The organism is Streptomyces sp. NPDC096310 (assembly GCF_044763125.1).
Lineage (GTDB): Bacteria > Actinomycetota > Actinomycetes > Streptomycetales > Streptomycetaceae > Streptomyces.
Genome location: NZ_JBIWFO010000014.1, coordinates 90734 through 113400, shown reverse-complemented (window position 1 = coordinate 113400; position 22667 = coordinate 90734). Strand labels below are relative to the sequence as shown.

General features: G+C 72.0%; 22 protein-coding genes and 1 pseudogene. 9 read left to right on the top strand and 14 right to left on the bottom strand.

All coding sequences use genetic code 11. From position 1 onward, the window contains the following. Positions 1–63 precede the first annotated feature (63 nt). From tilS to dacB, 3 genes are all read right to left on the bottom strand, one after another. The gene (gene tilS, locus ACIQ7D_RS24390; protein WP_403940805.1) at positions 64–1110 is read right to left on the bottom strand and encodes a tRNA lysidine(34) synthetase TilS; all 1047 of its coding nucleotides are present in this window, start codon (positions 1108–1110) and stop codon (positions 64–66) included. 187 nt (positions 1111–1297) lie between these two features. Further along, positions 1298–2425, bottom strand: a complete 1128-nt coding sequence (locus tag ACIQ7D_RS24385; protein WP_403940803.1) for a zinc-dependent metalloprotease — start codon at positions 2423–2425, stop codon at positions 1298–1300. Between the two features lie 72 nt (positions 2426–2497). Continuing rightward, on the bottom strand, positions 2498–3964 hold the full coding sequence (gene dacB, locus ACIQ7D_RS24380; protein ID WP_403940802.1) for a D-alanyl-D-alanine carboxypeptidase/D-alanyl-D-alanine-endopeptidase: 1467 nt from the start codon (positions 3962–3964) through the stop codon (positions 2498–2500). A gap of 167 nt (positions 3965–4131) precedes the next feature. Here dacB and ACIQ7D_RS24375 point away from each other — a divergent pair, with 167 nt between their 5' ends. Beyond that, positions 4132–4626 carry an inorganic diphosphatase gene (locus tag ACIQ7D_RS24375; protein WP_003968257.1) on the top strand — a complete coding sequence of 165 codons (495 nt, stop codon included), beginning with the start codon at positions 4132–4134 and terminating at the stop codon, positions 4624–4626. 270 nt (positions 4627–4896) lie between these two features. Next, positions 4897–6570 carry a threonine/serine exporter ThrE family protein gene (locus ACIQ7D_RS24370; RefSeq protein WP_403940901.1) on the top strand — a complete coding sequence of 558 codons (1674 nt, stop codon included), beginning with the start codon at positions 4897–4899 and terminating at the stop codon, positions 6568–6570. Positions 6571–6844: 274 nt separating this feature from the next. Here ACIQ7D_RS24370 and ACIQ7D_RS24365 read toward each other — a convergent pair. After that, positions 6845–7582: pseudogene (locus ACIQ7D_RS24365) on the bottom strand (DedA family protein); the annotation flags it as partial. Between the two features lie 202 nt (positions 7583–7784). Here ACIQ7D_RS24365 and ACIQ7D_RS24360 point away from each other — a divergent pair. The 3 genes from ACIQ7D_RS24360 (at position 7785) to ACIQ7D_RS24350 (ending at position 11004) form a co-directional block, all read left to right on the top strand. Beyond that, a complete protein-coding gene (locus ACIQ7D_RS24360; RefSeq protein ID WP_403940800.1) occupies positions 7785–8165 on the top strand; it encodes a YbjQ family protein in 381 nt (126 codons plus the stop codon). A gap of 11 nt (positions 8166–8176) precedes the next feature. Next, entirely contained in the window at positions 8177–9454 is a 1278-nt protein-coding gene (locus ACIQ7D_RS24355) for an ion channel protein (RefSeq protein WP_403940798.1), read from the top strand. Positions 9455–9567: 113 nt separating this feature from the next. Continuing rightward, positions 9568–11004 (top strand): glutamate decarboxylase, encoded by a 1437-nt coding sequence (locus ACIQ7D_RS24350; protein ID WP_403940794.1) that lies wholly within the window; start codon positions 9568–9570, stop codon positions 11002–11004. Between the two features lie 98 nt (positions 11005–11102). Here ACIQ7D_RS24350 and ACIQ7D_RS24345 read toward each other — a convergent pair whose 3' ends face one another. The 5 genes from ACIQ7D_RS24345 to ACIQ7D_RS24325 form a co-directional block, all read right to left on the bottom strand. Continuing rightward, positions 11103–11924, bottom strand: coding sequence for an ABC transporter permease (locus tag ACIQ7D_RS24345; RefSeq protein WP_403940792.1), 822 nt, complete (start codon positions 11922–11924; stop codon positions 11103–11105). Beyond that, positions 11921–12400: a DUF4162 domain-containing protein gene (locus ACIQ7D_RS24340; RefSeq protein ID WP_403940790.1), complete on the bottom strand. Its 480-nt coding sequence runs from the start codon at positions 12398–12400 to the stop codon at positions 11921–11923. The genes ACIQ7D_RS24345 and ACIQ7D_RS24340 overlap by 4 nt, the downstream gene beginning before the upstream one ends. An 82-nt stretch (positions 12401–12482) precedes the next feature. Then, positions 12483–13124, bottom strand: coding sequence for a PadR family transcriptional regulator (locus ACIQ7D_RS24335; protein WP_403940788.1), 642 nt, complete (start codon positions 13122–13124; stop codon positions 12483–12485). Positions 13125–13213: 89 nt separating this feature from the next. Further along, on the bottom strand, positions 13214–14680 hold the full coding sequence (locus tag ACIQ7D_RS24330) for an aldehyde dehydrogenase family protein (RefSeq protein ID WP_403940786.1): 1467 nt from the start codon (positions 14678–14680) through the stop codon (positions 13214–13216). 70 nt (positions 14681–14750) lie between these two features. Next, on the bottom strand, positions 14751–15632 hold the full coding sequence (locus ACIQ7D_RS24325; RefSeq protein WP_403940784.1) for a helix-turn-helix domain-containing protein: 882 nt from the start codon (positions 15630–15632) through the stop codon (positions 14751–14753). Positions 15633–15947: 315 nt separating this feature from the next. On the opposite strand from ACIQ7D_RS24325, the gene ACIQ7D_RS24320 reads away from it, so the two are divergent. Continuing rightward, the gene (locus tag ACIQ7D_RS24320; protein WP_403940782.1) at positions 15948–16448 is read left to right on the top strand and encodes an ATP-binding protein; all 501 of its coding nucleotides are present in this window, start codon (positions 15948–15950) and stop codon (positions 16446–16448) included. 277 nt (positions 16449–16725) lie between these two features. On the opposite strand, the gene ACIQ7D_RS24315 is transcribed toward ACIQ7D_RS24320, so the two are convergent. The 4 genes from ACIQ7D_RS24315 to rpmG form a co-directional block, all read right to left on the bottom strand. Beyond that, a complete protein-coding gene (locus tag ACIQ7D_RS24315) occupies positions 16726–16968 on the bottom strand; it encodes a DUF397 domain-containing protein (protein ID WP_385002428.1) in 243 nt (80 codons plus the stop codon). Positions 16969–17290: 322 nt separating this feature from the next. Then, the gene (locus ACIQ7D_RS24310; RefSeq protein ID WP_403940780.1) at positions 17291–18526 is read right to left on the bottom strand and encodes a CobW family GTP-binding protein; all 1236 of its coding nucleotides are present in this window, start codon (positions 18524–18526) and stop codon (positions 17291–17293) included. Further along, positions 18526–18789 (bottom strand): type B 50S ribosomal protein L31, encoded by a 264-nt coding sequence (locus ACIQ7D_RS24305; protein ID WP_385002437.1) that lies wholly within the window; start codon positions 18787–18789, stop codon positions 18526–18528. The genes ACIQ7D_RS24310 and ACIQ7D_RS24305 overlap by 1 nt, the downstream gene beginning before the upstream one ends. A gap of 58 nt (positions 18790–18847) precedes the next feature. Beyond that, on the bottom strand, positions 18848–19012 hold the full coding sequence (gene rpmG, locus ACIQ7D_RS24300; RefSeq protein WP_403940778.1) for a 50S ribosomal protein L33: 165 nt from the start codon (positions 19010–19012) through the stop codon (positions 18848–18850). Positions 19013–19064: 52 nt separating this feature from the next. Between rpmG and rpmB the strand changes: the two genes are divergently transcribed. From rpmB to ACIQ7D_RS24285, 3 genes are read left to right on the top strand one after another with little or no spacing between them, the layout of a single operon-like run. Then, entirely contained in the window at positions 19065–19301 is a 237-nt protein-coding gene (gene rpmB, locus ACIQ7D_RS24295; RefSeq protein ID WP_385002455.1) for a 50S ribosomal protein L28, read from the top strand. After that, positions 19301–19606, top strand: a complete 306-nt coding sequence (gene rpsN / locus ACIQ7D_RS24290; RefSeq protein WP_403940776.1) for a 30S ribosomal protein S14 — start codon at positions 19301–19303, stop codon at positions 19604–19606. Before rpmB ends, rpsN begins: the two co-directional genes overlap by 1 nt. Position 19607: 1 nt before the next feature. Further along, on the top strand, positions 19608–20144 hold the full coding sequence (locus ACIQ7D_RS24285) for a hypothetical protein (protein ID WP_403940775.1): 537 nt from the start codon (positions 19608–19610) through the stop codon (positions 20142–20144). A 171-nt stretch (positions 20145–20315) separates the two neighbouring features. Here ACIQ7D_RS24285 and ACIQ7D_RS24280 read toward each other — a convergent pair whose 3' ends face one another. Further along, positions 20316–22616, bottom strand: coding sequence for an FUSC family protein (locus ACIQ7D_RS24280; protein ID WP_403940773.1), 2301 nt, complete (start codon positions 22614–22616; stop codon positions 20316–20318). Between the last annotated feature and the right edge of the window lie 51 nt (positions 22617–22667).

The window sequence follows — 22667 nt, the reverse complement described above, 5'->3', positions numbered from 1 at the left end:
CGGACGGGACTGCTCGAACACGTCCTGGCGGCCCGGGAGACACAGCCGTAGTGCATCAGCGCTTCAGCCCTGCCGGATGACCAGTCTGCCACCCTGCCTCCTGGCCTCCACGCGGCCGGGCAGATTGATGGCTCCCTGGCCGCGCCAGCCCGTGATCAGGCGGTCGACCTCTTCGAGGTGACGGGCGAACAGCGAACCGGCGGGGGCGCCCGCGGCGATGACGGCCCGGCGCAGAACCCGGCGGCGGACGGCGGGCGGCAGCGCGTACAGCCGGGCGCAGGCGAGTTGTCCCGTGTCGTCCCTTACGGCCGCCTCCGCGTCGGCGGCCCAGGCGTCGAGGGCGTCGGCGTCGTCGCGGGAGAGCTGTGCGGTACGGGCCAGGGCCTCGACGACGCCCTTGCCGAGAGCTTTCTCCAGGGCCGGCAGCCCTTCGTGGCGCAGCCGTGAGCGGGTGTAGGCGGGGTCGGTGTTGTGGGGGTCGTCCCAGACGGGGATGGACTGGACCAGGCACGCCTTGCGGGCGGTCTGCCGGTCGAGCTGGAGGAAGGGACGCCGGTAGCGTCCGGCCGTCCCCGAGACGGCCGCCATACCCGACAGGGAGCGGGTGCCGGATCCTCTGGCGAGGCCGAGGAGGACCGTCTCGGCCTGGTCGTCGCGGGTGTGGCCGAGGAGGACGGCGGTGGCGCGGTGGCGTTCGGCGGCGGCGTCGAGGGCGGCGTAGCGCGCGTCCCTGGCGGCGGCCTCGGGCCCTCCGTCGCGCCCTACGGCGACGGCGACGGATTCGACGGGGTCGAGGCGCATGGCGCCGAGCCGGGCGACGACTTCGGCGGCTCGGAGGTCGGAGCCTGTCTGGAGGCCGTGGTCGACGGTGACGGCTCCCGCCCGTACGGAGAGCTTGGGCGCCTCGAAGGCGAGGGCGGACGCGAGCGCCATGGAGTCGGCGCCGCCGGAGCAGGCGACGAGGACGAGCGGGAGCCCGTCGGCGGCGTGAGGGGAGGTGGCGGAGGCGTGCGGGGTGGTGTTGAGGAGTTCGGCGTGGTCGGTGAGGACCTCGTGGAGTACGCGGCGGACCGCCAGGCGTATCGCCGCGACCGCAGGATGGGGACCCATATCCGGTGCCCTTCGTGATGTTATTTGGGGGGTGCCTCGGTCGGAGAACGGACGGAGAACGTCACTCAGAGTGCGTCGATGGTGACAGAACCGAGCCATTACCCGAGCATTGCACGCCTATCCCTCACCCACGGTCCCTCGGATGGGTGATACCTGAGGCGTCCTCCTGCCAGACGTCAGCATCGGCTCATGAATCCGCCTTGCGGTGCACCCGTGCGACCCAGTCAGCCGGTTTGGCGATCTCCGCCTTGGTGGGGAGGGTGTTCGGCGAGGTCCAGACGCGGTTGAAGCCGCCCATCCCGACCTCGTCGACGACGGCGCGTACGAACCGCTCGCCGTCGCGGTACTGGCGGAGCTTGGCGTCGAGGCCGAGCAGCTTGCGCAGCGCGAGGTCGAGGCGGCTGGCGCCGCGGGCCCTGCGCTGCTGGAACTTCTCGCGGATCTCACCGACGGAGGGCACGACCTGCGGCCCGACGCCGTCCATGACGAAGTCGGCGTGGCCCTCCAGGAGGGACATCACGGCGGTGAGCCGGCCCAGGATCTCGCGCTGCTCCGGGGTCTGCACCAGCTCGACGATGCTCCTGCCGTCCTCGTCCCGCTCGCCCTCGGGGCGTCCGCCCGCGAGGGACTGGGCGGCTTCGCGCAGCCGCTCGACGACGGTCATCGGGTCGACGTCGGTCTGGTCGAGGAACGACTGGATCTCGCCCTGGAGGTGGTCGCGCAGCCAGGGCACACCGGTGAACTGCGTGCGGTGGGTCTCCTCGTGAAGGGCGACCCAGAGCCTGAAGTCGTGCGGGTCGACGTCCAGTTCCCGTTCGACGTGGACGATGTTGGGGGCGACGAGCAGCAGCCGGCCGCCGTCGGCGGCCGCCGGGAGATCGCGGGTGGCGGGGGCGAACGTCTCGTACTGGCCGAGGACCCGGGAGGACATGAAGGAGAGCAGCATCCCCACCTCGACGCCGGTGACCTTGCCGCCGACCGCGCCGATGACGGCTCCGCCGGCGCCGCCGGGGCGGCGCTCCCGCATCTTCTCGAACAGCGGCTTCAGCAGCTCGCGGAAGCCTGCCACGTTGGCCTTGACCCAGCCCGCGCGGTCGACGACCAGGACCGGGGTGTCGGGTGGCTCGTGCCCCTCGGGGATCATCTTCGTGTAGCCGCGGACATGGTCCTCCGCCGCCTTGGCGTGCCGCCGCAGCTCGGCGACGATCTCGCGCGCCTCGTCGCGGGTGACCTCCGGTCCCGGCCGCGCGAGGCGGGTCGCGGTCGCCACCGCGAGGTTCCAGTCGACCATCTCTGCACCACCGATGCTCGTCATGCGTCAACCGTACGTGCTCGGCCCGGAGTGCGGTCAGGTGTGGGGCGCCCGGATCTTCCCTTGGTTCGCCCCCTAGGGGGCGGCGGAGCCCGTGGCCGCGCGGGGGGTCGGAGGGGGTACGGGGGCCGTGCGCGGGACCAGTGCGGCGGAGAGCCGGTCCAGGGCCGTCCGGGCGGTGTCCGGGGCCTTCGTCGCGCCGGCCAGGAAGGCGAAGGCGAGGAGGCGGCCCTCGCCGTCGACGACGGTGCCGGCCAGGGTGTCCACGCCGGTGAGCGTGCCGGTCTTGGCCCGGATGAGCCCGGCGGCGGGCGCGGCGTCCCCGTACCGGCTCCTGAGGGTGCCGGTGAACCCGGCGACGGGCAGGCCGGTCAGGACGGGCCTCAGCTCCGGGCGGTCCGGGTCGGCGGCGCGGGTGAGCAGGGCGGTGAGCAGGGCGGCGCTCGCCTTGTCCTTGCGGTTCAGTCCGCTGCCGTCGGCGAACCGTGTCCCCTTGAGGGGCAGCCGGAGTTCGGCGAGCTGCGCCGTGACGGCCCGGCCCGCGCCCGCGAAGCTCGCCGGTTCGCCGGCGGCGACGGCGGTCTGCCGGGCGAGGGATTCCGCGATGTCGTTGTCGCTCTCGGTCAGCGCGCGTTCGACCAGGTCACCCAGGGGCGCGGAGTAGGTGCGCGCGAGCGGTTCCGCGCCTTTGGCGGGCTTGCCGGTGGCGGGGGGCCGAGCGGTGCGTACGCCACGTTCGCGCAGCAGATGGGCGAAGGTACGGGCGGCGTCGCCGGCCGGGTTGCCGCTGCGCGGGGCGGGGCCGGTCGTGGACTTGTCGAGGCGTCCTTGTCCGGCCATCAGGGAGACGACGGGGGCGATGTTGTCGTTGGGGCCGATGGGGTGTTCCCGGGGGCCCGAGTAGAGGGAGGTGTCGTAGCGCAGTTCGACCTTGGTGATGCCGCTGTCGCGTAGCGCGCGGGCGGTGTCGCCGGCCAGGTCACCCAGCCGCTTCCGGTCGAGGGTGGCGTCCCCGCCGCCGACCAGGGTGAGTGCGCGCTGGTCGGGGGTGGCCATGACGGTGGTGGGGATGCGGTGGCCGGAGCCGAGCGCGGAGAGCGCGGCGACCATGGTCGCGATCTTGACGGTGGAGGCCGGGGTCATCGGGGTGGCGGCGCCCTTGCCGTACAGGACCTCGCCGGTGGCCGTGTCGACGACGGACGCCGTACGGGAGGGGCCGAGCGCCTCCGCGTCGAGCAGCGGGCCGAGTCTGCGGCCCAGATCGGCGGGTGACGTTCCTCCGGACGCGACTCCGGTGCGGGGGGTGTCCGGGGCGGTGAGCGCGCTGAGCACTCCGGCGGCGCTGGGGGCGGGCGCGGGCGTGCGCGGCGCGGAAGGATCGTGATGTGCGCCACCCGCGCGGTTCTGCGCGACCGCCCACTCCCGCTCGGCCTTACGCTGACCGGAGTCCCAGGGTCCCGCCGCGACCACCGCCACGGCGGCGAGGGCGAGGCCGAGTGCGGCAGAACCCGCCGTGACCTGCCACGCTTTCGGCTCAACCACGGCTGACCAGCCCCTTTCGCGATCACACTGCTGCGTGGGGGACACTTAACCACTGCGCCTCGCCCCGAGCATGGCAACCCCGGCCGGTAACGGCCTGTCAGGCCGGGGGCATGGGGCCGTAACCGCAGCATCACCCGGACATTGTGTTGATCATGGAGGAGCCACCCGTGGAGTTCGACGTCACCATCGAGATCCCTAAGGGTTCGCGGAACAAGTACGAGGTGGACCACGAGACCGGTCGGATCCGCCTTGACCGTCGTCTCTTCACCTCGACCAGCTACCCGGCGGACTACGGATTCGTCGAGAACACCCTGGGCGAGGACGGCGACCCGCTGGACGCGCTGGTCATCCTGGACGAGCCGACCTTCCCCGGGTGTCTCATCAAGTGCCGCGCCATCGGCATGTTCCGGATGACGGACGAGGCCGGCGGCGACGACAAGCTGCTGTGTGTCCCGGCCTCCGACCCCCGGGTGGAGCATCTGCGCGACATCCACCACGTCTCGGAGTTCGACCGCCTGGAGATCCAGCACTTCTTCGAGGTCTACAAGGACCTGGAGCCCGGCAAGTCCGTCGAGGGCGCGGACTGGGTCGGCCGCGCCGAGGCCGAGGCCGAGATCGAGGCCTCGTACAAGCGCCTGGAGGCGCAGGGCGGCGCGCACTGACGCACGGCTCCACCGTGTGACCGGCGCACGGCCGCCGGGCGGACGACGGGCGGCGTACCCCTCGTGGGTGCGCCGCCCGTCCGCGTGTGCCCACCCCTTCCCCATGCACATACTGGGCGGAAAGCGGACGTGACATGCCGTACCGCCGGGGACCGTCCGCCACAGGGACACGTGCCTCGGCGACGAGCGGGTACGACGACGAGCGGGTACGGGACAGCAGCGACAGCGATACGACACCGAGTGGTACGACAGGGAGTGAGGACGCAGACCGTGGTGGCCGAGCCGGACGGGTCCGAGGACCGAAAGCCTCCGTCGGACGAGGCACGCAGCGCCTTCACCCCACCGCTCGGGGTGGAACAGCCCCCGCTCCCCGAGGACGAGCATCCGACATCGGAGTTCGCGCTCCCCGACGGGACCAGCACGGAGCCGCCGCCGGAGCCCGAGGGGTCGGCCTTCGACCTGCCGGACCGGGCCCGGGTGCCCCAGGGGGCGGGGGCGGGCTCGGTGTTCACGCCGGCGCACGGTGTGCCGCGGTTCGCGCTGAGCAAGGAGGCGCCCTGGCAGGACCGGATGCGGACGCTGCTGCGGATGCCGGTCGGGGACCGTCCCGTACCGGAGATAGTGCAGCGCCACGACGACCAGGGGCCCGCCGTCCCACGGGTGCTCGACCTGACGCTGCGCATCGGCGAGCTGCTGCTCGCGGGCGGTGAGGGCGCCGAGGACGTCGAGGCCGCCATGTTCGCGGTGAGCCGGGCGTACGGGCTCGACCGCTGCGAGCCGACCGTCACCTTCACCCTGCTGTCGATCTCCCATCAGCCGTCGCTGGTGGACGACCCGGTGACGGCCAGCAGGACGGTACGGCGGCGGGGCACCGACTACACGCGGCTGTCCGCCGTCTACACGCTCATCGACGACATCACCACCGAGGACACGGACACCACGCTGGAGGAGGCGTACCGGCGGCTCGCGGAGATCCGCCGCAACCGGCACCCGTACCCCGGCTGGGCGCTGACCGCGGCGAGCGGGCTGCTGGCCGGTTCGGCCTCGGTGCTGGTCGGCGGCAGCGTGCTGGTCTTCGTGGTCGCGGCGCTCGGCGCGATGCTGGGCGACCGGCTGGCGTGGCTCTGCGCGGGGCGCGGGCTGCCGGAGTTCTACCAGTTCGTGGTGGCGGCGATGCCGCCCGCCGCGATGGGGGTGGCACTGACGCTGCTGGGGCCGCATCTGTCCTGGGAGGGCCGTCCCTCGGCGGTGATCACCGGTGGGCTCTTCGCGCTGCTGCCGGGGCGGGCGCTGGTGGCCGGGGTGCAGGATGGTCTGACGGGCTACTACATCACCGCCGGGGCGCGGCTGCTGGAGGTCATGTACTTCTTCATCGCGATCGTCGTCGGCGTGCTGCTCGTGCTCTACCTGGGGGTCCAGCTCCACGCCGAGCTGAATCCGGAGGCGGCGCTGCACGCGGACGTACGGCCGGTGGCGCAGACCCTGGCGGCGGTGACACTGAGTCTGGCCTTCGCGATCCTGCTCCAGCAGGAACGTTCCACCGTGCTGATGGTGTCGCTCAACGGCGGTATCGCCTGGGTCGTCTACGCGGCGATGCACGACATCGGCCGGATCTCGCCGGTGGCCGCCACGGCGGTCGCGGCGGGGGTGGTGGGCCTGTTCGGACAGCTCTTCTCGCGCTACCAGTTCGCCTCGGCGCTGCCGTACGTCACGGCGGCGATCGGTCCGCTGCTGCCCGGTTCGGCGACGTACTTCGGGCTGCTGGGCTTCGCACAGAACGAGCTGGACCGTGGGCTCGCCTATCTCTCCCAGGCAGTGGCGCTGGCGCTGGCGATCGCGGTGGGGGTGAACCTGGGAGGCGAGATCTCCCGGCTGTTCCTCAGGGTGCCCGGCTCGGGGCGGGCGTCGAGCCGCCGCGCGGCCAAGCGGACGCGCGGCTTCTGAGGGATACGGCGGTACGAGCGGGTACCAGCCGCCACGGCGCTACACGGGTCCGAGCGGTACGGCCGCGGGGTCAGCGCCTGGCGTGCCGGCCGCGACCGCCACCGGGGCCCTCGGGGTGGCCGCCGGGGCCCTCGGGGTGTCCTCCCTGGCCCTCGTACGGTCCGGGGGCCTGGTAGCCGCCCGGAGCCTCGTACCCGCCCGGGGCCCGGTGGGCGCCGTCCTGGCCGGAGGAGCCCGGGGCGCCCTGGGTGCCGGAGATCTTCGGGAACCGCATCGTCTCCGCGCCGGGCGTACCGGGGGCGGGGGCGCCCTGCGCTCCGTACCCCTCCATGGCGGCCGTACCGGGGCCGACCAGGCCGTCGTCGACCGCGGGGGCGGCCGGGCCCTCCTTCTTCGACTTGGAGCGCGCCCGCAGGACCTCGATCACGATCGGCAGCACCGAGATCACCACGATCAGGATGAGGATCATCTCGATGTGCTCATGCACGAAGGCGATCTTGCCGAGCGCCGCGCCCAGCAGTGTGACCCCCGCGCCCCAGAGCACGCCGCCGATGATGTTGAAGGTGATGAACGAGCGGTAGTTCATCCGGCTCACACCGGCGATGATCGGCGTGAACGTACGGACGACGGGCACGAAGCGCGCCAGGACCAGCGACTTGGGGCCGTACTTCTCGAAGAAGTCGTGCGCCTTCTCCACGTTCTCCTGCTTGAAGAACTTGGAGTCCGGCCGCTTGAAGAGCGCGGGACCGACCTTGCGGCCGAAGAGATACCCGACCTGGTCACCGGCGATCGCGGCGAGCACGATCAGCCCGCAGACCATCCAGAGCGGCGTCTTCAGCGTGCCCGCCGTGACCAGCAGGCCCGTGGTGAAGAGCAGTGAGTCGCCCGGCAGGAAGAAGCCGATGAGAAGACCGGACTCGGCGAAGACGATCGCCAGGACACCGATCAGCCCGAAGGTCCCGATCAGATAGTCCGGGTCCAGCCAGCTTGGTCCGAGCGCAAGGGTGGTCACGGTTTCCGGACTCCTGAGTCTTTGGTCGGTCGATCGTCGATTCGGCGTGGTCGGCCGCGCACAAGCTATCAACGGCTCAGCGCTCCCCCAGGTTCCACCCACCCTCCAGTGAATGCGCTCGGGATGCACACCGGGCAGAGGGGGACAAAGCTGTGCCTGACACGGGATCGCCCGGGGTCCGGGACGGAAGGCGGTACGCGCGATGGGCATCGAGGAGTACGGCGGCGGACAGGGCTCCGGGGCGGACATCCTGGTCGTCACCACGAACGACGTCCCCGGCCATCAGGTACGGCAGGTGATCGGCGAGGTCTTCGGGCTCACGGTCCGCTCGCGCCACCTGGGCAGCCAGATCGGCGCCGGGCTCAAGTCGATGATCGGCGGCGAGCTGAAGGGGCTCACGAAGACGCTCGTGGAGACCCGTAACCAGGCCATGGACCGCCTGGTCGAGCAGGCCCGCGCGCGGGGCGCCAACGCGGTCCTGATGATGCGGTTCGACGTGACGGAGGCGGCGGACATCGGGACGGAGGTGTGCGCGTACGGCACAGCCGTCGTGATCAGCGCGATCGAGATGTACGAGACGTAGGCGGGCGGCGCATGGCCGACAGCGCCCCGTCGACGCCGCCCGCGTCCCTCTCCGCCCGCGCCCTGCTGCCCCTGGTCGTGCCCTCCCTGGTGGTCGGGGTGGTCTCGGCGCTGGTGCTGCTCGGGGTGAGCGAGGCCGCGGACCAGCTCAAGAACGTGCTCTGGGGGACGCTGCCCGACGCCCTCGGCGTCGGGCGGTACTCGGCGCTCTGGACGATCGTGACGCTCACGGCGACCGGGCTGGCGGTGGGGATCGTCGTCCGGCGGGTGTCCGGGCACGCCGGCCCCGATCCGGCGACCACGGGGCTGGTCGACGCGCCGATGGCGCCCGGGGTCCTGCCGGGGCTGCTGCTCGCCACCGGGCTCGCGCTGGCCGGCGGGGTCAGCCTCGGCCCGGAGAACCCGATCACCGCCGCCAACATCGCCCTGGCGTACTGGCTCGGCCGCAAGGCGGCGCCGCGCGCCCCGGCCGCGCTCTGGGTCTCCCTCGGCGCGGCGGGCACCATCGGGGCGCTCTTCGGCACCCCGGTGGCCGCCGCGCTGATCCTCACGGAGACGCTGGCCGCGCGGCCGGGCCCCGGCTCGCTCTGGGACAAGCTGTTCGGCCCGCTGGTCGCGGCCGGCGCGGGCGGGCTGACCACCGTACTGATCGCGCGCCCGACCTTCGACCTGGATCTGCCGCCGTACACGGACACCCACTGGAGCGACCTCCTGGCCGCGCTGGTGATCGCCCCGCTGGCCGCCGCGCTCGGCATGGTGGCGGTACGGGCCTTCCCGTACGTCCACGCGCTCTTCCGGCGGATCGGGCACCCCGTGCTCGCCCTGGCCGCCGGCGGGCTGGCGCTGGGGCTGCTGGGGGCGCTCGGCGGGCCGCTCACGCTCTTCAAGGGGCTGGACGAGGTGAAGACCCTGGCGAGCGACCCGGACGGCTGGTCGGCCGGTTCGTTCGCGCTGATGACGGTGGTGAAGCTGGCCGCCCTGCTCACCGCCGCCGCCTGCGGCTTCCGGGGCGGCCGGATCTTCCCCGCCGTCTTCGTCGGGGTCGCCCTCGGCCTGTGCGCGCACGCCCTCGTCCCGGCCGTACCCCCGGCCGTGGGGGTGGTCTGCGGTGTGCTGGGGATCCTGCTCGCCGTCACCCGGCAGGGCTGGCTCAGCCTGTTCACCGCGGCGGTCATGGTCTCCGACGCCACCGTGCTGCCGCTGCTCTGCGTGGCCACGCTCCCGGCCTGGCTGCTGGTCACCGGCCGCCCGCGGATGCAGCTCCACGAGAACGGCACACCGTTGCGGTGACGGAGGGAGCCGGCCGGACCGGCTCCGTACCACCCGCCGGGCGGTACGCGGCTTTCGTCCGTATTCTCGCGGAGGGGGCCGTACCCACGCACCCACCCCGAGGAGATCCGCCGATGCCACTCCACCAAGGCGCGGACAGGGCAGCCGACCTACCCGAGGAGGACCGCGCCGAGCTGCGGCGGCTGTCGCTCAACCCCTTCTTCGGGGAGGCGGATCCCGTCGGCGAGATGACCTCGGCTCCGCCCACCCAGCGGCTCCCCGACGGCCCGACCCCGCCGCACTCCGCCTATCAGCTCGTCCACGACGAGCTGATGCTCGACGGCAACTCACGGCTCAACCTGGCCACCTTCGTCACCACCTGGATGGAGCCGCAGGCCGGCGTGCTGATGGCGGAGTGCCAGGACAAGAACATGATCGACAAGGACGAGTACCCGCGCACCGCCGAGCTGGAGCGGCGCTGTGTCGCGATGCTCGCCGATCTGTGGAACGCCCCGGACCCGGCGACCGCCGTCGGCTGCTCGACCACCGGGTCCAGCGAGGCGTGCATGCTCGCCGGGCTGGCGCTCAAGCGCCGCTGGGCCAAGCGGAACGCGGCGCGCTATCCGGCGACCGCCCGGCCCAATCTGGTCATGGGCGTCAACGTCCAGGTCTGCTGGGAGAAGTTCTGCACCTTCTGGGAGGTGGAGGCGCGGCTGGTGCCCATGGAGGGCGACCGCTTCCACCTCGACCCACGGGCCGCCGCCGACCTCTGCGACGAGGACACCATCGGAGTGGTGACCGTCCTCGGCTCCACCTTCGACGGCTCGTACGAACCGGTCGCCGAGATGTGCGCGGTGCTGGACGCGCTCCAGGAACGTACGGGGCTCGACATCCCCGTCCATGTCGACGGGGCGTCGGGCGCCATGATCGCGCCCTTCCTCGACGAGGACCTGGTCTGGGACTTCCGGCTGCCGCGCGTCTCCTCCATCAACACCTCCGGGCACAAGTACGGGCTGGTGTACCCGGGGGTCGGCTGGGCGCTGTGGCGGTCGCCCGCCGAACTCCCTGAAGAGCTGGTCTTCCGCGTCAACTACCTGGGCGGCGACATGCCCACCTTCGCGCTGAACTTCTCCCGGCCGGGCGCCCAGGTCGTCGCGCAGTACTACACCTTCCTGCGGCTCGGCAGGAACGGCTACCGCGCGGTCCAGCAGACCGCGCGGGACATCGCCACGAGCCTCGCCGGGCGTATCGAGCGGCTGGGCGACTTCCGGCTGCTCACCCGGGGGGACCAACTGCCCGTGTTCGCCTTCACCACCGCTCCCGGCGTGACGAACTTCGATGTCTTCGACGTCTCGCGGCGGCTGCGCGAACACGGCTGGCTGGTGCCCGCGTACACCTTCCCCGCGCACCGCGAGGACCTGTCCGTCCTGCGGGTGGTCTGCCGCAACGGCTTCTCGGCCGACCTTTCCGCGATGCTGGTGGCCGATCTGAAGCGGGTACTGCCCGAACTGCGCGCGCAGGAGCGCCCGCTGGACCGCGACCGGGCGGCCGCCACCGCCTTCCACCACTGAACCGCCGGCCCGGCGGCCGGATCGTACGCGGTACGTGCCCGGCCGGTGGGCGCGTACCGCGTACGGTCCGGGGCCGCCGGGCCAGGACCGCGCGCCGGTCAGTCGCTGAGCCGGCCGAACCTCCGTACCGCCGGCGGGAAGAACACGGCGAGCAGCGCCACCGGCCACCCGACCGCCAGGAGCCCCGCGTGGTCCGCCGCCCAGGAGCCGTCCGTGGCACCCGCTCCAGCGGCGCCCGGGGCGCCGAGCAGGTCCCGTACGGCGGTGGCCGTCGCCGACATCGGGTTCCACTCCACGACCGCGCCGAGCCGGCCCGGCATCGGCTCCGGGGCCGCGATCGCGTTGGAGAGGAAGCCGATCGGCCAGACCAGGATCTGCACCGCCTGCACCAGCTCGGGACGGCCCGGGAGCAGCAGCCCGGCGGCGGCGAGGAAGTGCGCGGGGCCGCCCTGCCAGCGCCAGCCGATCGCGTACCCGGCGCCGATGAGCACGGCCAGCACGAGCGCCGACTGGAGCATGTCCGCCACGCTCCGGCCCACCAGGACCGCCGACGGCGCCATCGGCATCGAACGGAACCGGTCCACCACGCCCTTGTCGAGGTCCCGCGTGACGTCCAGCATCGTCGACTCCAGCCCGAAGGCCATGGTCAGGGCGAGCATCCCGGGGATGAGGAACTCCAGGTACTCCCCCTCGATCCCGCGTCCGCCGCCGATCAGGAAGCCGAACATCAGCAGCAGCATCACCGGGAAGACCAGCCCGACGACAACCTGGGCCGGTTCGCGCGCCCAGCGCGCGAGTTCGCGCCGGCTCATGGTCCAGGAGTCGGCGAGCGCCCAGCCGAGCCCGCCGCCCCGGGCCGCCTCCGGTCCCGGCACAGGGGCCGTGGGAGCTGCGCGGGCCGTGGGGTTCACCGCCGTCATGCCGACACCTCCGTACGCTCCGGCGTGCGCCGCCCGGGGCCCTGCCCTGAGCCCTGATCGTCCTCGGCCTCTCCCGCTCCCGTCAGCCGGAGGAAGACCTCGTCCAGCGTCGGGCTGCGCAGCGCGATGTCCTGCGCCTCGATCCCCGGCGCGGACAGCGCCCGTACGGTTTCGGCGAGCGCCGCCATCCGGTCCGTCACGGGCGCGCTCAGCAGCCGCCGGTCGGTGTCCGCGCGGACGGACGCCGTACCGGCCGTACGGGCCAGCAGCCGCGCCCCGTCCGGGAGCCGGTCCGCGTCGCGCAGAACGACATCGATCCGGTCCCCGCCGATCCGGGCCTTCAGCTCGTCCGGCGTGCCCTCCTCGACGACCCGGCCGCGGTCCGTACGTCGAACCCGGCCACCCGCAGCAACGCTGTTTACTCCGGTTACTTCGGTTACTCCGGTTACTTCGGTCGCTCCGCCTACTTCGGCCAAGGTCTTCGCCTCCCACCTCAGTAATCAAACTTGACTACTGGCTGGAAAGAGTAACCTCGGCCCACCAGTTAGTCAAACTTGATTACTGAAGATCCCCGTCATCGGGGACGCCCGTCGCGTACGGGTTCTCCTCGCCCTCGCCGAGCACCCCGACAAAGGCCTCGCCTTCCCCCGCGAAGGAGTACGCACCGCCCTCGACCCGCTTGATCAGGCCCTGGGTCCACTCCGCGCCCGAGTCCGCCGAGTGGACCCAGAAGTTCATGATCTCGCCGATGTGGCCGAGCTGCCCGGGGCCCTCCTCCGGCACATAGGTCTCGGTCACCGCCGATCGCCACGCCTCGATCGCGCGCACCCGCTCCTTCAGCAGCTCGACCACCTCGGCGCGCGGCAGGTCGAGCATGCAGCCGAGCCCGGCCGACAGGATGTCCATCTTCTGGTCGTACGTGGTCAGCGCGGCGCGCAGCAGCGTGAGGTACTCCGTCTCGCCGGCGTCCGTCATCTCGTACTCCGTGCGCGGCGGCCCGCCCGCCGTGCTCGGCGCGACCTCGTGCGCCAGCAGGACGCCCTGCTTCGCCATCTGCTTCAGCGCGTGATAGATCGAGCCGGGCTTGGCGTTGGACCACTCGTGGGCGCCCCAGTACTCCAGGTCGTTGCGGACCTGATAGCCGTGGGCCCGCCCGTGCTGGCGGACCGCGGCGAGCACGAGCAAACGGATCGCTGACATACGCCCAGGTTATGGCCCGGGAACGCCGCGCCCCCCGCGGGCCCGGACCGCCGCCGCGCGGGGGCCGCCACGAGGAGGGCCGAGGGGGTTCAGAGGGGGTACTCCGTGCGGCCGTGCTGCACCGAGATCCACTTCTGCGTGGTGAACGCCTCCACCGTCGAGTCCCCGTTGAGCCTGCCGAGCCCCGAGGACTTCTCCCCGCCGAAGGCCACCATCGGATCGTCCTGCAGGGTCGAGCCGTTGACGTGCATCATGCCCGTGACGATCCGCTGCGCGAACGCGACGCCCCGCTCCACGTTCGCCGTGTGGACGGCGCCGCTCAGCCCGTACGGGGTGTCGTTGGCGATCCGTACCGCCTCGTCCTCCCCGTCGAACGGGATCAGCAGCGCCACCGGGCCGAAGATCTCCTGCCCCAGCAGCGACGAGTCGTCCGGCAGCCCGGTCAGCACCGTCGGCTCCACGAGATTGCCCCGTGTCCGCCCCCGTACGAGCGCGGTCGCGCCCTCCGCGAGCGCCTGATCGACCAGCGCCGTCAGGGCGTCCGCCTGGAAGGTGTTGATGACCGGGCCGATCTGGGTCTCCGGGTCGCGCGGGTCGCCGGTCCTGAGTGCCGCCACCCGCGCCACGAACTTCTCGGTGAACGCCGCCTCGACGCTCCGGTCCACCAGGATCCGGTTGGCGGCCATACAGACCTGGCCCTGGTAGGAGAACCGGCTGGCGACCGCCGCGTCCACCGCGTGGTCGAGCCCGGCCTCGTCCAGGTCGTCGAGGACGACGAGGGCGCTGTTGCCGCTCAGTTCGAGCACGGTCCGCTTGAAGCGGGCGGCCGCGACGGCGCCGACATGGCGGCCCACCCGGTCCGAGCCCGCGAACGAGATCACCTTCGGGACGGGGTGCTCGATCAGCGCGTCGCCGATCTCCGCGATGTCCGTGACGAGGACGTTGAGCAGTCCGGCCGGCAGCTCCGCGTCCTCGAAGAGCTTGGCCACCAGACCGCCCCCGGTGACCGGCGCGTTCTGGTTCGGCTTGATCACGACGGCATTGCCGAGCGCGAGCGCGGGCGCCACCGACCTGATCGTTATCAGGAAGGGGAAGTTGAAGGGGCTGATCACGCCGACGACGCCCACCGGCAGCCGGTAGACGCGGTTCTCCCTGCCGTCGACCGGGGACGGCAGGATCCGGCCCTCCGGGCGCAGCGAGAGCTGGATCGCCTCGCGCAGGAACTCCCGGGCCGCACTGACCTCGTACCGCGCCTTGAGGCGGGTACCGCCCAGCTCGTCGACGATCGCCTCGACGATGTCGTCCTCGCGCTCCTCGACCAGCCGGAGCACCCGCTCGAAGACCGGTCGGCGCCGGTACGGGTTGGTGGCGGCCCACAGGCGCTGCGCGCGCTCGGCGGCGCGGTACGCCTCGTCCACCTCCCGGGCCGTCGCGACCGTGATGGCGGCGAGCTTCTCCCCGTTGTACGGGTTGAAGTCGATGATGTCCCACGAGCCGCTGCCGGTCCGCCACTCGCCGTCGATGTACTGGTGGGCCAGGTCGGTGAAGTAGGACATGCGATCCCTTACGGTGCGATCCCTTACGACGGGTGCGTACTCCTGATGCGAGGCCATCGTACTGATGTCGTCAGATCAGTTGGAGCAGTCCGCGAAGGACATCGCGGCTCTCTTCGGGACCGGGGCTGTCCGCCTGTAGCCGTTCCATCACCCGTTCGTACTGGGCGACCTCCTCGCCCTTGTCCAGATAGAGCGCGCTGGTGAGCTGCTCCAGGAAGACGACGTCGGAGAGATCGGACTCGGGGAAGCTCAGCATGGTGAAAGCACCGCTCTCGCCGGCGTGGCCGCCGAAGCTGAACGGCATCACCTGGAGCGTGATGTTCGGCTGCTCGGAGATCTCGATGAGGTGCTTGAGCTGACCCTGCATGACGGCACGGTCGCCGTAGGGCCGTCTCAGCGCCGCCTCGTCGAGTACGGCGTGGAAGCGCGGCGCGCGTTCGGAGACGAGGGCCTTCTGCCGCTCCAGTCGCAGGGCCACCCGGCGCTCGACCTCGACGCAGGGCGCGTCGGGCTGGCCGCGGGTGACGACGGCGTGCGCGTACGCCTCGGTCTGGAGCAGCCCGTGGACGAACTGCACCTCGTAGATACGGATGAGGGAGGCGGCGCCTTCGAGACCGATGTACGTCTGGAACCAGCCGGGCAGCACATCGCCGAAGCTGTGCCACCACCCCGCGACGTTGGCCTCCCGGGCGAGGCCGAGCAGGGCGGCGCGCTCGCCCTCTTCGGCGACCCCGTAGAGAGTCAGCAGGTCCTCGATGTCCCTGGCCTTGAAGCTCACCCGTCCCAACTCCATACGGCTGATCTTGGACTCGGATGCGCGGATCGAGTAGCCCGCTGCCTCACGTGTGATGCCGCGCGACTCGCGCAGCCGTCTCAGTTGTGAGCCCAGCAGGATGCGCCGCACCACGGAACCGCCCGATTCGGCTGCGGTCACGTCTCCAACCCTCCCCATCGCATGTGGTTCTTCTCGGAGTCCCCGAACTCCAAGTGCCGGATTCTGCCATCAAAACGCTTCGCCCCGTACTCATTCGATTACGGAAATAAGAAGGCTTTGCGGAGAGGGCGAAACTGGTCACAGGAAGAAATGCGCCAGAACCGTCACGGGAGGGGCGAAGGCGGGCGCGTGCACGTGCATCTGCCCTTGCATCTGCCGTACGCATTCGGAACCATGGGCCCCGCGCACCTGCGTGCTGGATCGCGCGGTGACGTGTTGTGCCGCTGAACCACCCGCAGTATCGCTACGGCCGCGAACCCCGGGAGTGCTCGCATGGGGATGAATGGATCGACCATGCTCGAGCCTTTAAGGCAAGGGCTTCCCCCGATCGATCCCGCAGGGGCGGTAGGTTCGGCCTCGTGCGCCCTGCCCGCCCGGTACGAGGCGGTGCGCGGGGCCCGGCAGTTCACCCGGACCACGCTCTCCCAGTGGGAGCTGAGCGAGCGGTTCGACGATGTCGCGCTGGTCGTCTCCGAGCTGGTCACGAACGCGCTGCGGCACGCCCTGCCGGCCGACACCCCGCGCGAACCGCACGAGCCTCCCGTACGGCTGCATCTGATGCGGTGGTCGTCGCGGCTGGTGTGCGCGGTGCGGGACCCGAGCATCACGAGCCCGGCGACCCGCGAGACGGACGAGGACTGCGCGGCGGAGTCGGGCCGGGGGCTGTTCCTGGTGGAGTCGTTCAGCGACACCTGGGGGTGGCACCCGCTGGCCGGTTCGCTGCACGGCAAGGTGGTCTGGGCGCTGTTCCACCTCCAGGCGGAACAGGCCTGACGGGTCCGGTGACAGGGCGTCGACGGGCACTGACCGACTGTCGAGCGAGTGCCCGGTGAGTGCTGGGTGAGTACCGGGTGAGCGTTGAGCGCGAGGGTCTGCCGACTGGCTGAAACACGTCGTCGGCAGACCCTTTTCGCTGGGGCGCGCAGGAACTGGTCCAGACCTAGTCCATGGTTTTTCGGCCAGGCCGCAGCCAAGTTTGGCGTGTTCTCATCGCACTGAGGTGCGAATCACCGTCGGCCAGAGGTGCGACCGTCGGTAACAAGCCAGGCGCTCAGGCGCCCGCCACCAGATGGTCGAACTCGCCCGCCTTGGCGCCGATGAGCATCGACTCGATCTCGGCGAGGGTGTAGACGAGCGCGGGCCCGTCGGGGTGGCGTGAGTTGCGTACCGCCACCTCGCCGCTGGGCAGCTTGGCGAACTCCACGCAGGACCCCTGGGAGTTGCTGTGCCTGCTCTTCTGCCAGACGACTCCGTGAAGCTCTGTGGCCGCTATGCCGTTGTACACGTGGTGCACAGGTCGCTCCCCGAGTTGCAAGGTGCAGGTGTCAACTGTCTCGGATCATAGCTGTGTTTCATGTGCCGATGCATGAGCAGATGCACGTGCACGCGGGGTGGTGCCGCGATTACAGCCGGCCTTGCGGATACCCGCGCGCCCGCGTGCGAAGACGTGTGTCCCCGCTCTACGGAGAGAGACGCGGAACAAGGCCCTGAGGATCCCCTTCGGGCCCAGTCTCCACATATTGGTCCAGTCCGCGGCGCCGGGGTCACCCCTCGCGGCTACCCCGGCGCGGACAAGAGACTCCCCCGGCCGCAGGGCCGGGGGAGCGGGACCGGACTCAGACTTCCAGGAGGGCGTCGAAGGCGGGCGGCAGGCGTTTCCAGGCGGCGGGGCCCGCACCGTACTCCGCGTCGGTCAGCAGACAGGATTCGAGCAGCCGCCCGATCCCATCCCGGTCCAGCGCGGGCGAGACGAAGACCAGGTGCTGGCAGCGGTCCCCGTGGCACGCGTCCCAGTCCAGGGCCGCGGCGGCCCGGCGCAGCGGCGGCACGCCCTCCCAGTCGGCGTCGGAGAGCGAGGCGAGCCAGGGCCCCGTGCTCTCCACGCAGAGCGCGCCGCCCGCGGCGTCCCAGGCCAGCAGGGTGTCCGGCCGGTCGGCGAGCCAGAACCGGCCGCGGCTGCGGGCCGCCGCGCAGCACAGTTCCTCCAGTGCCTCGTAGAGCCGGCCGGGATGGAAGGGGCGGCGGCGGTGCCAGACGTACGTGGCGACGCCGCCGTCGTCGGCCTCCTGCGGCAGCAGGGCGCAGGCCGGGTGCTGCCGGGCCGCGGCGGCCTCGACGTCGAACCCGGCGAGGGCGACGGCGGCGAGCGACCCGGCGCCGGTGCCGGTGCCGGTGCCGGTGTCATTTCCGGTGCCGATGCCGGTGCCGTCGCCGGTGTCGCCGTTTGCGGGAGCGGTGCCGCCTCCCCCGATCCGTACCCGCTGGGCGGTCGGGTGCAGTTGGGCGAGGAGCGCGTGGTCCTCGTCGTCCGCCAGCGGGTTGTCCACCAGGGCGAGCACCGGCGCGTACTCGACCTGCCGCGCCCAGGTGTCGGCGATCGTCCGCCGGTCCGAGGCCGCCGCGGCGAGCCCCGCGTCCGCCAGGTCGTCGCCGTTGCCGAGGTAGGGCAGCACCAGCGCCGGGTCGACCGCGGTGATCACCGAGCTGACGACCAGCCCCTCGCCGTGCGCTGCCACGAGCTCCGCCATCGCCCGGGGCTCGACGGAGTCCCAGAGTTCGACGATCGCGAGCCGGGGCGGCCCCGCGTCCGCGAGGCGCTCCAGCTCCGGCACGAGATCTTCACGCAGGGCACAGCAGGCACAGTCGTTGACCAGGGGCGCCTCCTCGTGGGACAGCGTTCCCGTGGCGTCGCGGGCGGTCCGTACGACGGTGCCGCGCGCGGCCGTCGACAGGTCGTGGTGGAGCGCGACGCTGCCGGGCACGGTCTCCAGCAGTCGCTGTACGGCGGCCTTGCGCGCGTCGCTGTGCAGCCCGCCGACGATCGCGACGGACAGGCAGGGCCCGGCCGCCATCAGCGGGCTCCTGGACGGCCTCGGCCGTAACGGCGCTCGAAGCGCTCGACGCGGCCGGCGGTGTCCATGACGCGGGCGGTGCCCGTGTAGAAGGGGTGACTCGCCGAGGAGATCTCCACGTCGATCACGGGGTAGGTGTTGCCGTCCTCCCATACGACCGTTCTGCCGCCGCCGACGGCGGTCGACCGGGTCAGGAAGGCGAAGTCGGCCGCCTTGTCGCGGAAGACGACGTGCCGGTACGCGGGATGGATTCCAGGCTTCATCTCAGTCGGTCCTCGTGCCTCGTGTCGTGGTGGTGAGCGCGCTGTGCGTGGGCGGACGTCAGCGCTCTTCGCGGAAGTCGACGTGGCGGCGCAGGAGCGGGTCGTACTTGCGCAGGGTCAGGCGGTCGGGGTCGTTCCGGCGGTTCTTGCGGGTGACGTAGGTGTAGCCGGTCCCCGCGGTGGAGCGGAGCTTGATGATCGGGCGGAGTTCGTTGCGGGCCATGGGGCTAGTATATGGAAATGGTTTCCATTTCCAAAGAGAGAGGGGTGTGACGTTGTCCGCCCACTGCCAGCTCACCGGGGCGAAGCCCGGCTTCGGCAACCAGATCTCCCACTCGCACCGGCGCACCTCCCGCCGCTTCGACCCCAACATCCAGCGCAAGCGCTACTGGCTCCCGAGCGAGGGCAGGCATGTCCGGCTCACGCTCAGCACGAAAGCGATCAGGACCATCGACACGATCGGCATCGAGGCGGCCGTCGCCCGGATCCGTGCCCGCGGGGTGAAGGTCTGATGGCGAAGAAGAGCAAGATCGTCCGCAATGAGCGGCGGAAGCTGATCGTCGAGCGCCATGCCGTACGGCGGGCCGAACTGAAGGAGATCCTGCGACGCCCCGGCACCACCGTGGAACAACGGAGCGCGGCGGAGCGAGAGTTGCGACGTCAGCCGCGCGACGCCAGCGCGACACGGGTGCGGAACCGCGACAGCGTGGACGGCCGGCCCCGCGGACACCTGCGGAAGTTCGGCCTCTCCAGGGTCCGGCTGCGCGAGCAGGCGCACGCCGGATTCCTTCCTGGCGTGCGCAAGTCGTCCTGGTAGCTTGGCGCGGTCTGGCTACCGACTGGGGGACAAGAACGTGCAGAAGTTCGTACGGAACGGCGCCGCCGCGGCCGGGCTCGTCGTCGCACTCTCACTCACGCTCACGGGGTGCGGCGGCGACAGCGAGGGCGGTGACGCGGGCAAGGACACAGGCTCCACCGCGCCGAGCGGCAGCGCCTCGGGCACGGGGGCGGACTCCGGCTCCGGCGCGGATGCCGCGAGCGTCGAGGGGACGTGGGCCGGGCTGACGGACGGCAAGTCGGTGGCGCTGGCCGTCGCCTCGGGGAAGGTCGCGCTCGTGGCCGCCGAGCACGTCTGCCAGGGCGCGGTGGAGGACATGGGCGGCGAGCCGATGTTCTCGCTGAAGTGCGGCGACGGCGACACCGAGCGCACGATGGGCTCGATCGAGTCCAACGACGGCAAGACGCTGGTGATCTCCTGGACCGGTGGCAAGAAGGACACGCTGAAGAAGGCGGAGTCCGGCGCGCTGCCGACCGGCCTTCCGACGGATCTGCCGTCAGGCCTGCCGACCGGCTGATGCTTGCCTGCTGTTCGGGCTGACTGTTCCAGCTGTTCCGGGCTGCCTGCTCCCTGTCGGCCGACGCTCCCGCCCGCCCGTCCTCCGACCGGCTGACGGCTGTGTCGCTGGCCGGTGGCCGGTGGCCGTCTGCCCGACGCGGGAGCCCGTCCGCCTGGCGCGGCTGTCGCGTCAGGCGGACGGGCCCTGCTCCGGTGCGCGGGCCGCGGACCCCTCGGGGGGCCGCGGCCCGTCGCCGTTTCCGGCCCGCTCCCCGCCGCGGTCCCCGTCCGCGCCTTCCTCCAGGGCCGCCGACAGCTCCTCCAGCGCGTCGAGGAGCAGGCCCGCCCCGCTCCGTACGACCTGGTCGGGGACGCCCTCGCCGTCCCAGCGCGCCAACTCCTCGCGGACCGCGTCCCAGCGCGGGACGCGCCGTTCCCGTACGTCCTTCGCGCCTCGTTCCGTCGCCTCCCGCAACGTCTCCGCGAGTCCGGCCGCCGCCGGTACGGGGGTGACGCCGCGCTCCGGCAGGTGCGCCTCCATCAGCATCGCGACCCGCGCGAGCTGGGCGAGCGCGTGCTCCGCGTGGTCGGCGGCGGTCCGCGACAGGCCCCGGTGCCGCACCGGTTCGTGCATGGCACGCTCCTCCGACGTGTGCCAGGCGACCCGCGCCGTACGGGTCGCGAGCAGGGTTTCGCGCACCTCGCGCGCGTCGGGGCCGCCGCGGTCACCGGGCCGGGCGTAGTGGCCGACCACCGCGGCGGCGTACCGCCCGTCGGCGAGCAGCCAGTCGGCGAGGCGGGCGCGCAGCCGCGGGGTCTCCCAGGCGGGGAAGACGGCGTACGCGATCATCGCGAGCAGCCCGCCGAGGAGCGTGAGCAGGGCCCGGTCCCGTACGGTCTGCGAGACCCCGGCCCCGGCCATGCCGAGCAGGAAGACGACATAGGCGGAGACGAAGATCTGGCTGATCGCGTAGCCGGTGCGCAGCAGCAGATACATCAGGCCCGCGCTGACGACGGCGAGCGCGGCGGAGACGTAGCCGCCGGGATGGGCGGCCTGCACGATCCCGGTGGCCAGCGCGACCCCGACGAGGGTGCCGCCGAAGCGGGCCACGGAGCGCCCGTACGTCTGGAGGAAGTCGGGGCGCATCACCATGACGACGGTCATGGGCGCCCAGTAGCCGTGGCCCAGAGGCAACGCGGCGCCGAGGACATACCCCGCGCAGGTGACGGTCGTGACGCGGACGGCGTGCCGCAGGATCGGGGAGTCGCGGTGGAGTTCGCCCCGTATGTCGCGCAGGACGACGGGGAGGAGCCGCAGCAGTCCGGGGCGGTCGCGGTGGGTCGCGGGGCGGGCCGCCGACGGGCGGTCGTCGGCGCCGCCGGTCGCGCCTGTGGTGCCTGAATGCCTGGCCCCGTTCGCGTTCCCTTCCGTACTCGTACCCGTACCCGTATCCGTACTCGTACCCGTACCCGTACCCGTACCTGTCATCGCGTCCGTGGCGACGACATCCGTCTCGACCACGTCGTCCAGCAGATCGAGCAGTGAGACGAGCCGGGTGGCGGCGCGGTGGGCCGGGCCGGTGAGCAGCGACTCGGTGTCCGGGGTCCGCAGGCCCGCGACGGCGGCCGGGGCGAGATGGACCGGCGTGCCGTGGCGGACGGCGCGCGCGGTGGAGTCCAGTACGGAACCGGCTGCGGCGAGGAGTTCCCGTACCCGGTCCCGATCCGGGCCCTCCGCCGCCACGCCCACCTCAGGATCGGCGAGCGAGGCGAGTACGGGCCTGATCCGCTCGGCGAGACCGCGCGCGCCGTGCAGTTCGGCCGGACGTCTGCGCGCCTGCCACGGGGTGACGGCGGCAGCGCTGCGGGCCGTCATCAGCGGTTCGGGGTCGAACGGCGCGGTCGGGTCGTGGCGCAGCCGTCGGGCGTAGTCGCCCAGCGCGGCGAGGGCGTCGGCGAGCGCGTCGCGCTGGAGCCCCCAGCGCCTGACGGGGAAGAGCACGATCATCCCGGCCTGGACGAGACCGCCGGCCGCGATCACGGCGGCGTGGCCGGCGGCGGTCGCGACGGAGGTCGGGAGCGTCACCGTCACGAGCATGATCGCGACGTTGGACGAGGCGATCACCCCCGCGGTCGGCCCGGCCGTCCAGGCGAGCCCGGCGAGAAAGGTCCAGAGCGCGAGCAGGGCGAGGAAGAGCGGGAAGTGGGCGCCGGTGACATAGCCGAGGAACGTACTGACGGCGAGGCTCGCCCCGGAGGCCAGCGCGAGCACCGGCCGGGGGCGCCAACTGCGTTGGAAGGTGGCGATCCCCGCCTGGAACGCGCCGAACGCGGCGCTGGCGGCGACGGTCGGCCCGAACAGCGCGAACGTGCCGCACACGACCACGGCAAGACCGGCGGCTCCGCGCAGCGCGACCAGTGGTTCGAGCCGCCGTCGCTCGACGCTGAACCCCGAGAGTGCGGTCTCCCTCAGCGCCCGGAGCCAGCTCATGGGGCGAGGGTAGCGATTTATGCCGGAACAGCGCGCTAAGAAGCGCTCACG